General features: G+C 45.7%; 13 protein-coding genes. 5 read left to right on the top strand and 8 right to left on the bottom strand.

Annotated elements, in window-relative coordinates:
* Positions 1-14: 14 nt before the first annotated feature.
* From ABD744_RS15890 to ABD744_RS15865, 6 genes are all read right to left on the bottom strand, one after another.
* Positions 15-1052, bottom strand: a complete 1038-nt coding sequence (locus tag ABD744_RS15890) for an NADP(H)-dependent aldo-keto reductase (protein ID WP_344799514.1) — start codon at positions 1050-1052, stop codon at positions 15-17.
* Between the two features lie 178 nt (positions 1053-1230).
* Positions 1231-2058 (bottom strand): hypothetical protein, encoded by an 828-nt coding sequence (locus tag ABD744_RS15885; protein ID WP_344799513.1) that lies wholly within the window; start codon positions 2056-2058, stop codon positions 1231-1233.
* Positions 2059-2139: 81 nt separating this feature from the next.
* The gene (locus ABD744_RS15880; protein ID WP_344799512.1) at positions 2140-3306 is read right to left on the bottom strand and encodes a DUF1513 domain-containing protein; all 1167 of its coding nucleotides are present in this window, start codon (positions 3304-3306) and stop codon (positions 2140-2142) included.
* An 8-nt stretch (positions 3307-3314) separates the two neighbouring features.
* Positions 3315-4460, bottom strand: coding sequence for an imelysin family protein (locus ABD744_RS15875; RefSeq protein ID WP_344799511.1), 1146 nt, complete (start codon positions 4458-4460; stop codon positions 3315-3317).
* A 10-nt stretch (positions 4461-4470) separates the two neighbouring features.
* Positions 4471-5952, bottom strand: a complete 1482-nt coding sequence (locus ABD744_RS15870; RefSeq protein ID WP_344799510.1) for a di-heme oxidoreductase family protein — start codon at positions 5950-5952, stop codon at positions 4471-4473.
* 279 nt (positions 5953-6231) lie between these two features.
* Positions 6232-7515: an imelysin family protein gene (locus ABD744_RS15865; RefSeq protein WP_344799509.1), complete on the bottom strand. Its 1284-nt coding sequence runs from the start codon at positions 7513-7515 to the stop codon at positions 6232-6234.
* A 433-nt stretch (positions 7516-7948) separates the two neighbouring features.
* Between ABD744_RS15865 and ABD744_RS15860 the strand changes: the two genes are divergently transcribed.
* The 4 genes from ABD744_RS15860 (at position 7949) to ABD744_RS15845 (ending at position 13401) form a co-directional block, all read left to right on the top strand.
* Entirely contained in the window at positions 7949-10852 is a 2904-nt protein-coding gene (locus ABD744_RS15860; protein ID WP_344799508.1) for a putative bifunctional diguanylate cyclase/phosphodiesterase, read from the top strand.
* A gap of 1 nt (position 10853) precedes the next feature.
* A complete protein-coding gene (gene tsaA / locus ABD744_RS15855; protein WP_344799507.1) occupies positions 10854-11654 on the top strand; it encodes a tRNA (N6-threonylcarbamoyladenosine(37)-N6)-methyltransferase TrmO in 801 nt (266 codons plus the stop codon).
* A 14-nt stretch (positions 11655-11668) separates the two neighbouring features.
* Complete coding sequence (locus ABD744_RS15850) at positions 11669-12064, top strand: VanZ family protein (protein ID WP_344799506.1); 396 nt, start codon at positions 11669-11671, stop codon at positions 12062-12064.
* A gap of 71 nt (positions 12065-12135) precedes the next feature.
* Positions 12136-13401 (top strand): DEAD/DEAH box helicase, encoded by a 1266-nt coding sequence (locus ABD744_RS15845; RefSeq protein ID WP_344799505.1) that lies wholly within the window; start codon positions 12136-12138, stop codon positions 13399-13401.
* Positions 13402-13478: 77 nt separating this feature from the next.
* On the opposite strand, the gene ABD744_RS15840 is transcribed toward ABD744_RS15845, so the two are convergent.
* Both ABD744_RS15840 and ABD744_RS15835 read right to left on the bottom strand, forming a co-directional pair.
* Complete coding sequence (locus ABD744_RS15840; protein ID WP_344799504.1) at positions 13479-13829, bottom strand: hypothetical protein; 351 nt, start codon at positions 13827-13829, stop codon at positions 13479-13481.
* Positions 13829-14548, bottom strand: coding sequence for a hypothetical protein (locus ABD744_RS15835; protein ID WP_344799503.1), 720 nt, complete (start codon positions 14546-14548; stop codon positions 13829-13831). The genes ABD744_RS15840 and ABD744_RS15835 overlap by 1 nt, the downstream gene beginning before the upstream one ends.
* A 261-nt stretch (positions 14549-14809) precedes the next feature.
* On the opposite strand from ABD744_RS15835, the gene ABD744_RS15830 reads away from it, so the two are divergent.
* Positions 14810-15994 (top strand): acetate kinase, encoded by a 1185-nt coding sequence (locus tag ABD744_RS15830; RefSeq protein WP_344799502.1) that lies wholly within the window; start codon positions 14810-14812, stop codon positions 15992-15994.
* Positions 15995-16022 lie beyond the last annotated feature (28 nt).

Raw genomic sequence — 16022 nt, 5'->3', positions numbered from 1 at the left:
TCAGAATTTATTACTCAAGGACACGGGTTGGTATTCGCCGAGTGTATGGCTTCAATCTCTTTTATCAGTTCATCACTTAACGTTACCTCTGCACTGGCAATATTCTCTTTCAGCTGGGCCATGGAAGTCGCCCCGATAATGTTAGAAGTCACAAAGGGCTGCTGAGTCACGAAGGCCAGTGCCATCTGCGCAGGGCTTAACGCATGTTTCTTGGCAAGATCAACATACGCCTGTGTGGCTTCCTCTGCCTGTAAACTGGTGTAACGGGTAAACCGCTCAAACAATGTCAATCGGGCTTTTTCAGGCCTTAGTCCACTCAAGTACTTCCCGGACAACACCCCAAACGCCATCGGAGAATAGGCCAATAAACCGGCACTCTCACGAATGGATACTTCCGCCAGGCCTACCTCATAAGTTCGATTAAGTAAGTTATATGGGTTCTGCACACTCACAACTCGGGGCAAGCCATACTCTTTTGCCGCATGAATAAAAGACATCACGCCCCACGGCGTTTCATTCGACAAGCCAACATGACGAATCTTGCCGCTTTTTACCGCTTTATCTAACGCTCTAAGTGTTTCTTCTATGGATGTTGCTTGCTCATTCGGGTTGTGTTTATAACCCAGCTCACCAAAATAATTGGTATTTCTGTCAGGCCAATGCAACTGATACAGGTCGATATAGTCCGTTTTCAAACGAGCCAGGCTGGTATCAATCGCCTCAGAAATGTGTCTCTCCGTATGACGTGTGCCGCCACGAATATGGGGCAACCAATCCGCCGGGCCAGCTATTTTTGTTGCCAGAATAAAATCATCGCGCAGGCCTCTTTGCTGAATCCAGTTTCCAATAATGGTTTCCGTATCACCTTGCGTTACCGGAGAGGGTGGAACCGGATACATTTCAGCGGTATCCACAAAATTAATGCCCTGAGCCAAGGCATAGTCCAATTGCTCAAATGCTTCCGCCTGTGTGTTTTGCTCTCCGAATGTCATAGTACCAAGGCATAAGGCACTTACATTGAGATCCGTCTGACCAAGCTTTCGGTATTCCATGTTCTTCTCCTTTGAGCAACTTTGTTATGAAATTCATTGAGTGACACGATAAAATAGGAATAACTCACTGTCACCGCAAACGTTGGGCATGGCTATAAGACTGAGCAGCCACACGGTAAGAAAACAAAACAGACAGAAAAAAGGAGTGCAATTGCACCCCCTTTTGATTTCCAAAAACTTAATCCAATATGACTTTTTGCTTATTGATCAAGTAACCGGCTTTGATTTCTGCTTTGCTATTAAAGGATGAATTCGGGAATTCCCGCTGAATTCGAAGGAAATACTCCAACGCTTTAGATTCATCCGCGTGTGCATTATAAGGACTCATGTACATCAAGCCTATTTGATACAATGAACCGGCTTTAATGGACTGAGAAGATCCTTCATTTTCATACATCAGGGTATAAAGCAGGATAGCTTCCTGAATACGGTCTGTCGTAATAGCCCGAGCCGTGAAATCTTTCATTTCATCGTCATGCGGAATATTCTTCGGTGGCAACTTAGGCTGCTTTTTCCAGTTCATTAAATACTGATCGGCTGTCAGAATCACCACCTGATCCTTCCGCTTTTCCAACGTATTTAAACGCGCATCAATGCGTTTATTCAACGGTTCGAGATCAAACTCCGACTTAGCTAATTTCAAATAATGTTCTGCTTTTTCATCATCTCGAAAACGATTGTATAAATTCATATATATCAAGCCAATTTGATAAACCGCCAAGGCACGTATCGGCTTGGAGTTTTTCTCGCTGTTGTACCCTTCAAGGTACACTTTAACTGCATTGTCCGTTTTATCTTTGGCAATCGCTTCTACTGAGAAAGTTAACAAATCACTTTCTTCATGCAATGCTGCATGTGATCTTAATGCGATGTTTTCCTGATTCATGGCAAACTCATGGCCACCTAAACCAACCACTGTTAGCCCTGAACCCGGACCGGGAAAACAGCCCTGTAATAACACAGCTGTTAAAGAAATAGCCAATAACGAAGTTATTCTTGGCGACATGAGAGCGTTCCTTTTCGATCTGATATTTTTTTTATTATTGGATCTTAAAAAACCATGATAATTAGCCTGAATTCACCCAAGCTAACTAAAAACAACACGATCCATATGATTATCCCAACGAGTATCGCTTACAGTGTACTGCTGCTCAAGTGCCAATACATCATTATTTGATGACAAACACAAAATATTGCCCGTTCCACAGCTCACCAGATAATGACCATTCGAATCCACAGAAACGCCACCTGGGTCTTGCAGCCTGTAGCTGCTTTTCCATTGATGATCCTTCAAAGAAAACAAATGCACTGCATTCGCTCTGGGACAACTGACCACAACCTCCTGTTTAACAGGGTTTATCGTGACACTGGCTATGTATTGATTCATCGACTGCCACACCGCCAAAGGCGCGTCAAAAGCGGTCAACGCTTGCCCTGGAGCATACCAATACACAAGTGGAAATTGTTCGTATTTTGGCCCCTGAAACTGAGCACCAACCACCACTGTATTATCTTGAGCAACATCCAGATGCCTAAGACTCAACTGAGGGTTCGGTGGAGACAAGCGATGAATCACTTCAGAGGTAGCAGTATCCACCAGCAATAGCTCCGACTTCATGGATTCCAGGTTCAGCTTTTTTCTGGGAAAGTCCGGATGTGTTTCAATTCCGCCTAAACCGACAACAACGTGACGCCCATCTGAAAGAAATTTCAGCTCGTGCGGTCCAATACCATTCAGATCAATGACGTTAGAAACAGCCCCTGAAACGTTTTCTGAACGACAAGTAATCAACCCCTTGCCGTTTTGAAAGTCGTTTTCGGTAAACCAAGCATTGCCTTTACCATCCAAAGCAGCATGGCCATAGAAGTGCTGCCCAGAAGGTGCCGCAATTTCCATAACTTTCTGAGACAATAAATCACAAATAACGGCCTTCTTACCTGGCCGCCTCGACACAAAAATGAATTTCAGTGAAGTAGCAGAATCAGTCCCTTCACCCACTGTTGGTCGGCTGAATACACCACTGTGGTATCGCTCTTGAACCTGAGCACGAATCAGCCATTGCGATTTGATCAGATCAAATACGCCAACGAAATGCTGCCCTTGTTGATCATCAAATGCAGACAACAAATAGTCGCCCTGCTTTGCAAGACGGCCCGTTGACGCAGGGAACAACGCGCTGGCCATAAGCTCACTGCCGGGCAATGCCGCTAAAGTCCCTAATAATTTAACAAACGACCGTCTTGTCTGACTCATAATTTGAACTAATCACCATCATTCGCATTAAACCCTAAAACAAACCCGGTCAATGGTGTCACCTGATTCCGGAGAAGCGTGTACAGTTTGCGAATTTCATCCCGAAACGCGATTAACTGTTGTCTGCCATCTTCAGTGGCAACCAGCTTCTTCAATGGTTGCTTAAATCCCGATAACGTCATCTGTAATTGATCAAAGCTGCTTACAACCTGTTGATTCAAAGCGGCATCGGAAGCCTTAATCATCGGCTCGAATCCAAACGTATAGACCTGCTTTAATGTTGCAAGCTGATGCGCGATATTTTCAAAAGAGTGCAAACTTCTCCACGATTCAGCAAACGTAGGTTTGGCCTTCTTTCCGTGCTCATTCAACGGCCCTTCCAGTTTCCTTAACTGAATAAACTCCAGTTCAGACAAAAGTGCATTCCACACAATCGAAGCCGCTGACTCGTATTCCTTGGTGGCATCCAGCATATCCACCCCCATTTTGAACGGCGCGAGAACAGACGGCGATTGCCAATCCTTATTCAACTTATTCACAGACACCAAACTGTTTTCAACCGATCGTTTAAGTACCATGCAACGTTGCTTTGCATCCGCAGCCTGATAATGCTTTAACTGCCCGCCCGAGCCACTGAACAGCAGATACTCACTACCCGTAATTCCACGAATAGAAACACCTTTTTGATCGATATCTTCTGCTTTAAGCTCATCCCCCATAGCCACTAAAGTGTTGACCGTTTTATGAGTAATGCCCTTGCGAATCGGCCAAATTTGAATATCAAACCGTGTACTGCCATTGGATACCGGGCCGAAATGCACCCAACTTACTTCCATCCATGACAAGATTGACTGCTTCCAGGCAAACCGAGCCTTCGCCATAGTTTGCTCTGAAGGGTCTGCACAAAAAGCATCAACCTCTTTACCTAACAAAGAAAGGTTTGAGGCAAGACCGGAATAACCGGGCTTAATAACACTCGCAGACACCGTATCCACAGCTGGCTGCCAAAAGTCCCCGGAAGCCATTGCATGAGTAGAGATTGCACTACCGGAAAGAACACACCCAACCAGCATCGATGCGACAGAACTTACAGGCTTATTAACGCTCAAGCGCTCTTTACTAAAAAAACGCTTTAATCCAATATTCAATTTCACAAACCGTTCCTTACAGTGAATTCAGGAAACGCACCAACTGCTTGCGCTCTTCTTTGGACATCTGAAGCACCAACTGCTTACTTTTCTCTGCTTCACCACCGTGCCATAACACGGCTTCCATCACATTTCTGGCACGACCGTCGTGTAAAAACTCCGTATGGCCATTCACCGTTTCCGCCATACCAATGCCCCACAATGGCGGAGTTCGCCACTCATTGCCTTCCGCCAGAAATTCGGTGTGGCCGCCGTCGGACAATTCTTCGCCCATATCATGCAGCAACATATCGGTATAAGGGTAAATGATCTGGTTTCTTAAATGCTTATCAACAGAAGCGGAAGCACCGGTTTTGTACGCCGGTGTGTGACAGCTTTGACATCCGGCTTCATAAAACAGAGCCTTTCCTTTCAGAACATCAATATGATCTGCATCTCGTCTGACAGGGACAGCCAGGTTCTGGCTATAAAAGGTAACGGCATCTAAAATAGCATCACTCACTTCCGGTTCGCCTTGACGAGACCCCGTCGGCGCGTTTAAACAACTGGTTTGTGCCGATGTACAATTTTCACTGGTGAATAACGAAGTAGTTAACCCCATGTCGCCATTAAACGCACCCGCACCCTGTTGCTCAAGTGATGGCTGACCGGCTTTCCAACCAAAGCGACCTAAAACCAAATCGCCGGTTTTTGCGTCAACCACCCAGTTTGCCCTGCCAGAAATTCCGTCATTGTTGTTGTCGTTCTGATCCTGCTGACCAAGAATATCTTTGCTGTCGATGGCCTCCAACAACCCCAAACCAATCATCGGAGGAGCAACACGCGGAGACATCTTTGTATCCGGATGCAATTCACCATAGGCCAAACGGGTTAAAGCAAACTCAGGCTTTCTTAACTCAACCACCTCACCATCGGCAAACGTTACATCAACCATTTTCCAGGTCACTTCGACTCGCCCCTCAGGTTTTACACCAAACACGGACTGATCCTGAAACTGGCCGCCATAATTCGGCTCAGCAATGGAGGCCGTCTTTCCTTGCTTTAATAAATCTTGATGAGCCTGATTCTGCGGAAGAATGCTCAGGCGAATCAACATGGAATCCGCACGATCCGAAGCATCCCTAGGAGCATGCCCCCGACCATCTTTAATGTGACAGCTTTGGCAAGCATTGACATTAAACAGTGATCCCAGCCCGTCTCTTGCATCCGTTGACGCCGGCGCAACAACCCACGGGTTTTTAAAGAAACTGTTACCAACCTTAAAGTCGGCACGATGACTGCCTTTTAATAAAGTGGAAGGTTTCGAAAACGCATTCGAGGTCATGGTGGTTGTTGAGTTGTCCCCGCCTTGCCTGACTTCCCTGGGGTCAAAGTCAGCAGTGACATTTAGCACATCTGCCTGAGCAGACTGCATCACAACAGGAGATAAAAGCAACGAAACGGCCAATGCCAAACTCCGTTTAGCCTTTCCGTGACCCTCATTATTACTCAACAACATTAACTCTTCTCCCACAGCCTTTTACTCATTCTCACTCATTGTGAATTACTTTCCCGCTTCCGGTCCCTGAAGCGTATTTAACCCTTTACCATCCATGAGAAATTTGGGGCACGTTATACCTGATTAAAGAACAAAACAAAAATCATTCTTATTATACGTTTAAACAAAAAAGGAGGAATGATATAGATCATCCCTCCTTTCAGTTGTATTCAACGCGGTAGATAAAGAATACTGAAAATTACCTCAGCGCTTGTTCATACCGCTCTAAGCTGAAATCAATTACAGCTCAGTAATGCCAATAGACTTAGCAGCAGATTCAGTGGTTTCAGTCACCAAAAGCAGGCTGTCAATCGCCTTCTGAACCACTTTATTGCCTTCTTTATTTCCTGGGCCAATCAATTGATCAAACGCCTGAGGGTTTTCTTTCGATTCCGCAGACTCAACCAAACCATTTACCGCCTGGCGTGCATCTTCAATTTTAACCGCCAATTGCTCAGCAACCTTTGCGTCCGTCGCGGCAATCAGGTCTTTGATTGAAGAACCTTGAACCACATCACCGTTTGTACGTGTGTAGCTACCTAAATAAACGTTCTGAATACCCTTGATGTTGTAATAGTGAGAGAAGTGCGTGTTATCACTGAAACAGTCATGCTCGTCTTCCGGGTCATTTGCAACCAAAGCCACACGCATACGCTCACCGGCCAATTCTCCACCGGCCAATTCACCTATCCCCGTCAACGCTTTCTTAATGCCTGCCTGACCTTCAGTAATCAAAGTCGCACGGTAGTTACCTTCCGTTTCAGGGCTCCACTGAGCAACCATATTTTGAAGATCTTCGATCAACATGTCTGTAGAAACCGTTAGGTACTGGCCACGACGCACACAAGTGTTTGCATCCGCTTTTACTGTGCCACTGGTACAACCCGCGCCATTTACAAAATCAGTGAATGGACGATTACCGGCACCGGCGTTCGTGCCGTTCAAGTCTTGGCCCCACAGTAAAAACTCAATAGCGTGATAGCCACGGGATACGTTTGCTTCGCCACCACGTAACTCATGAAGGCTTGCAATCAATGAGCTGGAAATTTCTGCTGTATCTGCCTTGCCATCATTGTTGATGTCCAGCGCAGAATTAGTGATCACGGAGTAAGTAGCTGACTGATCAACTTCTTCACCCTCTTCAAGATTGGTTGCGCTACGATTGTAATTCGGATCAACATAGTCAATTAAGCCCTCATCCAAAGGCCAAGCGTTCAGATCCCCTTCCCAATCATCAACGTTACTGTTACCAAAGCGGTAAACTTCACTCTGCTGATAAGGAACACGAGACACTTTCCACGCCGCACGAGCCGCTTCCAGTGTTTCTTGTGAAGGATTAGCAACCAAAGCATCCACAGCAACTTTTAAAGATTCTGCTGTTGTCAAAGAATCACTGAACACTGCATATGCAATATCAGAATAGTTTGATAAAACTGCTTCTTCTGTTGTTTCCGGAGCAGTCTTTCCAACCACACAACCCGCAGCAAAAAGAGCACTCACACCCAACACTAACGCTTTTTTCATTATTATTACCCTTAAAAAATAACTTAAATGACATTTATTATCATTTAGATTACCACTTTAACTATTGTTTTACAAAACTAATGTAGTAGCAAATTCTTAAATTTCTGGCTTATCAAAACAATTTAAATTGTTATCCGTTGAACATCCTCTTTATAGAACAATAACGATCTACTAGAGTTAAAAATTAAAATCGAACTTCGATACCAAAATTTAAAAAATAATGAAACAAACCGATAAACAAACCAGAACAGCTGTGTTCAGAAACGAGTTTTCATGTTAAAAAATAAGGGCAACTACTGTATACAAAAGTAAGGCTCTGAATGCGTTTAAAAAACACACAAAGAACCTACTCGCTCAGGTCGCAACGTCTTGAGCTGTGACACAGAGAACAACAGCCGACGCGATTGGACAAAAGCTAACAAACGGACAACTCATGCACTTCAGTTTTATTGCGAATATTGCTTTATCCGCAGCCGCCTTGGTATGGCTGCTGATCAGTGCATACTATCTGTATTTCAGTACACTAAAGCACCCTAAAATTACTCGCAGAGTCAGTACGGTGCTGGCCATTCATGGTATTTTGATTTCAATCCTTGCCCTTTCCAACTTGCTTTCTCTGCCTCAACTTCAGTACCTGTTAAATGTCAGAACCGAAATTCCTCATGTATTTTCAGGCATTGTGGCACTGACGTGTGGTTTGTTTTCCATTGGCTGGTTTCTCCCGAAAGCCCTGCCAAGTTACTCTCAACGAGAAAAAGAGCTGGAAACATCGCTCTCGGACACGACCAGCCACCTAAAATCCCTGTATTCAATTTCTCAACAAGGCGTTTTATTGGTCTGCACTGAAACTTTCAAAATACAACAAGCCAACAATGAAGCGAAAAGAGTCCTCGGACTGGTGAGCCGAAAAAACAGCTCGCAGGAAATTCCTGAGGTCATGAAAAACTACTTAGCGAACTGGTTAAAACACGGTCGTTCAAGCAACATTCTGAACATGCCTTACGACAAAGGCACGCTCTCGCTTCATCTGGACATATCATCCTTTGCCATGGAAAAGTCTTCAGTACTGTTAGTTCAATTCAAAGACATCGAAACCATCCCGGATGAGTTTCACATCCATGAAAATACCGAGCGCTCATTTGAAGTGCAGTTGATAGAACGTTTTGACGAGCTTTTAAACATACACGCCAAAACCTCCAGTGACCTTGTTTTTCAGCTTGGTAAAAAATTATCCACCTTTAATTTATTCAACTGCATTGCCGTTTTGGAGTCCGACAACCAAAGCGAGATATTCTCTCTCAAACTGCTCAACAACCAAGAGCAGCAACTAAAAACCACCGTTGCCAAGTCTGAAATTGAGGCAAGGATTCTCGATAACGACAGCGGAATTCAGTTTTACAGCCGAATCACAGAGCTTCGCCTTCCGAACACACTCACTGAAAAGCTTGAAGCCAACAGTTCTTTAGCGGTCCTTAATCTGGATGACCAGCTCGACAATAAATTCAGCATCATTCTGTTCACCCATAAAGCCAATAAACTGAACAGCGCCATTCTCGCGCTTGTCGATCAACTCAGAAACCAAATCTGTTTCCGCATTAACCAGCTCAGCCATACCAACGTCCAGAAACAAAATGCACTGCTGCAAAAGCAATTAACAACCATCATTGAGTCCAGTGCAAACGCCATCATTCTGACCAACACGGATTTCATGATCGAATACATTAATCCCAAACTGTGCGAAACCAGTGGTTACGAAGAACAACAACTGCTTGGTCGCCCTTTCAGTATTTTGTGCCCGATTGAAGACAATCCTCTGATTCACAAAAGCATACGAGATCACGTTGAAACCAAACAGCCCTGGCATGGCGAAGTGGTTCAAAGAGACCGCCAAGGCATGTTGCGCTGGAGCAACCTGCAATTAAGTTACATGCACGACGAACTTGGTGAAGTTTCTCACTACATATTGCACCTCGAAGACCGAACAGAACTCTATCAGGCTCAGGATGAAATAAATCAGCTGACCCACTTTGACCCACTGACCAATTTACCGAACCGGAATCATTTGGCCCTTCGGATCAAATCGGCACTCGAAGAGAACAACCAAAAACAAATTCTGGCACTCATGTACCTGGATCTGGATGGCTTTAAACACATCAATGACTCCCTAGGCCACCACAATGGCGATCGCCTTTTGAAAACCATTGCGGAAAGATTGCAAGAACTGCTTTCACCCAACGACACGTTAGCAAGACTGGGCGGCGATGAATTTGCCATTCTGCTGCCCAATGTTCTGGTCAACGGCTCCATCCTCGGCTTAGTGAACAACATACTTGAAACCGTCTCACTGCCAACCCTCATAGCGGATAACTCCGTAGTTTTAACCGGCAGTATTGGGATCACGCTTTACCCTCAAGACGCTCAAACCGCAGAAGAGCTTCAAAAAAATGCCGACCTGGCGATGTATCAAGCTAAAAAAGACCAGGGCAACTCGTATCACATTTACACCCCGGATCTGAATACCAAAGCGGTTAAACGTCTCGATCTGGAGCACCGCTTACGTCGGGCCATTCAAAACGAAGAACTGGATGTGCACTTTCAACCCCAGGTTAATATCCACACCGGTGACATCATTGGCGCCGAGGCACTGGTTCGCTGGTTCGATCCCGAACGCGGAGCCATTTCTCCAGGCCAGTTTATCCCGTTAGCCGAGGAAACCGGACTGATCGCTGACCTGGGCAGTTGGGTCATCAAGCAAGCCTGTTGCTACACCAAACAGTTCTTGCCTCATGTGGAAGGCGACTTTAAATTAGCAATCAATTTAAGCGCCTATCAATTCAAGCGACCGGATCAACTCATTCAGGAACTGGATCAAGCTCTGTTAGAAAATGCACTGCCCGCTCAATGCCTCGAACTGGAGCTGACAGAAAGCATGCTGATGGACAATGTCCAATCCACCAAAGAGACCTTAAAATTGTTGCATCATAATGGCATTTCGTTAGCCATTGATGACTTCGGAACCGGCTATTCATCTTTGGCGTATTTAAAAGAGTTTCCAATCGACAAATTAAAAATTGATCGCTCTTTCATCAAAGACATCAACCACAACAAAGACGATGCAGCAATTACCTCTGCAGTCATCGCCATGGCACAGAAGCTCGGACTGTCCGTGCTGGCCGAAGGCGTTGAAAACAGCAGCCAACTGCAATTTTTACTCGAACACAACTGCGACTCGATGCAGGGCTTTTATTTTAGCAAAGCCTTGCCTGCAGAAGAGTTCATTGAATTACTCACTGAAGAACAACAGTCTCCCGATTTATTAAAAGGTTTACAGTCATAAAGTGGCCAACCCGACTCTCACGCCAACAGAACCTACACAGGCAGAACCCGTTCAGGTCGAACCCATTCAGGTCGAACCCGTTCAGGTCGAACCCATCGGCATTGTTCAGTCTCCGTTCAAACAAAAGTTCGGAATTCCTAGACAACCAGGCTTGGCCAAACACGCCAGCGCTTGCATAGAGATTGCCCCAAAATATGCTCGCCCTGAAGCGTTTGAAGGCATCGAGCAGTACTCTCATTTGTGGATAGAATTCTATTTTCACCAAACCGCAAGTGATGACTGGAAGCCTTCTGTCCGGCCTCCTCGGTTAGGCGGAAATCAAAAACTCGGATGCTTCGCGACCCGGACCAATTTCAGACCTAATAACCTTGGCTTGTCGGTTGTACGGTTTGACAAACTGGAAGTGCATCAAAACGGCATTCGATTACACATCTCAGGCCACGATTTACTGGATCAGACACCGATCATCGATATCAAGCCTTACATTCCTTACAGTGATTCTGTCATCACAGCCACAGCAGGCGATTTCGAACAGGCCCCCGCCACCTCGCTGCATGTATGCTTCACCGGCACGTCCGAAGCGCAGCTAAAAACACTGGCTGCTTCCCACCCGGATTTAAAAACACTCATCGAAGAAATCATTTCGCAAGATCCAAGACCTGCATATATGAAAGTCAAAGCAAACCGTGACGAGTTCACAGTACGACTTTATGATTTCGACATTAAATGGCAGGTCTCAGGCCAGACAGCCAATATCCTTGCAATTCAGCCACTAAACAGTCCATTGCCAAACAATCCATAACTAAACTGTCAGCCATGAAAAACTCGTTGCCATTACTCTTTAAATTTACGTTCATCACTGCACTGGTTTTCACCGCCGTTGTGTGTCTGATCCCGATTAACCATCAAGGCCCGGTCAATCATTTCGATAAGATTGTACACACAGCCACTTACCTGGTTCTGGGCCTATTGGCTTGGCTTGCCTACCCAGCGACCATTCAGGCAGATAGCCACGTTCAAAAACATACCTTGCATGCGTTTAAGTATCATTTTATTTTACTTTTTATCTACGGAGCGCTCATTGAAATAGCCCAGGGCATGACCGAATACCGCTCCTTCTCTTGGCTCGACATGTTAGCCAATACCTCAGGCATTGCGCTCAGCGCACTGATGATTCAAGTTAAAAGCCGTTTCGTTTCATCTACTGACTGACCTCACCAGGCCTCTGGTATATACTTGTCCATCATTTCTTTTATTTCTGCAATGGACGGACTTGCGCCTTAATGACTACCAACGAAATTTCCAACTTCAAAAACTACCCTTTAAATCGAGAACTGACTCGCGCGTTAAGTGTGAATGGCTTTCGTAATCCAACACCCATTCAAGAAGCGGTGATTGGCGATATCATCGAAGGGAAGGATGTCATTGGGTGCGCCAGAACAGGGTCAGGAAAGTCCCTTGCATTTATGCTGCCCATTGCTCAGCGCTTACTGACGCCAGCAGAGCGTAACGTCCGAGGGCCAAGAGTGTTAATTCTCAGCCCAACACGAGAATTGGCCCATCAGCTGTTTAAGAAAGCCAAAGAGTTGCTTACCTTTACGAATCTTCGATGCGAACTGATGAGTAATGCCTCCAACATTAAAGACCAGGAAAAGTTTCTTAAAAAGCCCATCGACATTCTGGTCGCGACACCAGGTCGGCTGATCGACCACACGCAAAACGGCACCGTTAATTACAGCCGTCTTGAGGTGTTGATCCTGGACGAAGCCGACCGTATGCTCGACATGGGTTTCCGTGAAGACATTGAGTACCTGATCGAGCAATGCCCTTCAAACAAACAAACGCTGCTGTTTTCAGCCACCCTGGATCACCCTGAAACGCTTGAGATTGCACGCTCAGTCATGGTTTCTCCGGTCGAGCACATCGTTGACCGCGTCGACCAGCCTCTGGAAAACATCAAAGAACACTTTTACCGTCTGAAGGGCATCATCCAGAAATTCGACTTACTGAGTCACTTGATCAAAACACAACCCGCACTGAAGAGCATTGTCTTTATCACATCCCGAGCGGCAGTAGATCAGCTCACTTCGCGCCTTGAAGAACAAGGTCTGCCAGTGGTATCGCTGCACGGTAAAATGGCAAAGTCCGATCGAAACAATGCCATGTTGAAATTTAAGAGCATGGCCAACGGAACACTGATTACAACAGATTTGGGCGCCCGAGGCCTGGATGTACTCGACGTAACACGAGTCATCAACTTCGACATGCCAACTAAGCCTGAAGATTACGTCCACCGAATCGGGCGAACAGGCAGACTGGAGCGGAAAGGTACGGCCATCTCTTTTGCGTCTGTAGGCAAAGACACAGAATCTCTCGAAGCCATAAAGCGCTATTTAGGCCGTCACATCTTCCTTGAAAACGACCCATTAGCGCCGAAAAAGAGCAATAATACAAAAAATCAGCGCAAAGCAGCACCTAAAAAACCGAAACGAGGCAATGTTCAAAGCAACAGCGATGGCTTAGCCCCGTTTAAAAAGAAGAAAAACTAACAGAACAAAAACAACAGACATTAAAAAGCCAGCAATTTGCTGGCTTTTTAATGTCTGTTCAACACGATATTCGGAGATTATCGAATTACCTTCTTTAACGCACGTCCCGGTGGGCCTTCAACGTATTCGACCAATTGATCAAACATCTTTTTGGACGCCTCATCACAGCCGCTCATATCCACTTCAAGGCCTTCTTCTCCTTTTCTGAGGATAAGCTCTGCACCGTCACCTGCTTCAGATACAAACACGGCATCGGCACGAACCATTGCCTGCGGCTTTCCTTCCACTAAGGTCTGATAAATATTATGACAAGCACCGTATAACGTCTGATCTTCCCCCAGCAACTCCATGTCACCTGAACACCCTGCCAGTCCTGCCGCCATCAACGCACTGATCGTGATCATTCTGATCTTGCCAACAAACTTCACTATTTAAGCTCCTTACAATTGCCCCACTTACAGGCGATAACGATAGACTCATCTTTACAGATGCCATGATAAACTTCATCCGGCCACTTTGAAACCAAGGCAGATACGGCCCCACGGGCACAACCTTTCTGAGCCCAGACTTTTTCAACCAGGTACAAAGAGCGACCCGATTTAGGCGCTTCTTTTACAACCGCTTTCTGAAGGGCTAGCCGCTCTTTCTGAACCGAACGGCTACTTTTTAAATCATTCAATTGTGCGGACATCAGGGGGTTCACCTTAACCAGGTCAAACGAACCTTGCTTGTACTGGTCCAGAGTCTTCATACAGACAGAGCGTTTATCTTCAGGTTCCACACCGATCATAGCAGCGGCTTCAATCTCAGCCTTTTGAACTGCGGCATAAACCATCTGCTGTGACATTGACGTCGCGCCTTCCCAGTTGCCTTGATTGAACATCGCCATATGGTAAGTGAAATGATCATCGGCAGAATTCACTAAATCGCCATTTCGTAAATGCCAATCGCGAACAGCATAGTTTGCAGCCGCTTCGAGAATACCATCCAACTGAGCGCACTCCGCTGCCACAACCCGTAATTTCACTTCTTCTTTGATTGCCCATTGAACCGCTTGCTGTTGGCGCTCCGCTTCAGACACGACCTTTTGCGGTGCCGCACAGCCAGCTAAGACAGCCAAAGCAATAACTAATGTGATGATTTTCATAATTTCCCTCGGGAATTTACTATTAATTTCATAATTAGGTATGAGTATAACAACTTTTTGCTATTCTAATGAGCAACAAATTCACAGACTTAGGCGTAAAACTTTTGAAACTACTTCTTTTACAAGTCATAAAATAGATATAGCTTATGTCATAGTTTCTAACTTGGGTATTTACTTTATATTGATTGTAATCACTATCTTAAAGAACGATCGCTATAAAATGCCTGCAAATTGAGTTACAAGTAAGGTATTCATAAACCAATGAGCAATAACATTCTGGTCATCAATTGTGGCAGTTCGTCACTGAAATTCTCATTAGTCAACAGCCAGACAGGCAACCAACCTATTACCGGATTAGCCGAACGTCTGGGTGATTCCGATGCCATTCTTACCATCAAAGAAAATGGCCAAAAGCAGGTCATCGACATTGCCAACGGCAGCCATTCTCAAGCACTGGACGCCCTGTTAAAGCAGCTGGACGAAAAACAACAGTTATCCACCATCAAAGCCGTGGGTCATCGGGTAGTGCACGGTGGAGAAAATTTCACCAGCTCCATCATCATAGACGACAAGGTGCTTTCAGCCATTGAATCTTGTAACCATTTAGCCCCGCTGCATAACCCGGCAAATCTCATCGGCATTAAGGAGTGTCAGAAGCTGTTAAATACTGTTCCCCACGTCGCAGTATTTGATACCGCCTTTCACCAAACAATGCCAAAGAGCGCCTATCTATACCCGATTCCCTATGAGCTGTATGAGCAACATGGCGTCAGACGCTACGGTTTCCACGGCACCAGCCACCGCTATGTATCCGCAGCTTTGGCAGAAACGCTCAACAAGCCACTCGAAGAACTGAACCTTGTCTCCGCTCACCTTGGCAACGGTTGCAGCGCTACCGCTATACTCAAAGGCAAAAGTGTCGACACCACCATGGGTCTGACGCCTTTAGAAGGCTTAGTCATGGGAACACGAAGCGGTGACGTTGATCCAAGCCTGCACCACTTTCTATGCACACAAGCGGATATGACGATTGATGAAGTGAACAACCTTCTTAATAAAAAAAGTGGTCTGCTCGGCTTATCCGGCATCAGCAATGACATGAGAACCCTGGATGAAGCGAGTCAAAAAGGCGATCAACGTGCTACCTTGGCCATCAATGTTTTTTGTTATCGCCTGGCCAAGCAAATTGCCGCCTTATCGGTTTCTCTGGGACGTCTGGACGGATTGATTTTTACCGGAGGCATTGGTGAAAACGCAGCCAGCATTCGAGAAAAAGTACTTAATCAATTATCCGTACTTGGCTTTCAGGTCGATTCAACACACAACGCTTCAGCAGGCAAAGACCAGCAAGGGCTTATTACCAGCTCGGGCAGCACCCCTGCTTACGTCGTATCCACAGACGAAGAGTGGATGATCGCCAAAGATACCGACGCTCTCGTGGCCTGATTCGTTCCAGCAGAACTCAGAGACCAAA

Origin of the sequence: Litoribacillus peritrichatus (assembly GCF_039537985.1) — a bacterium.
GTDB classification, from domain to species: domain Bacteria; phylum Pseudomonadota; class Gammaproteobacteria; order Pseudomonadales; family Litoribrevibacteraceae; genus Litoribacillus; species Litoribacillus peritrichatus.
Note: the sequence above shows the minus strand (reverse complement) of the source record. Positions and strands in the feature narration are given on the sequence as shown.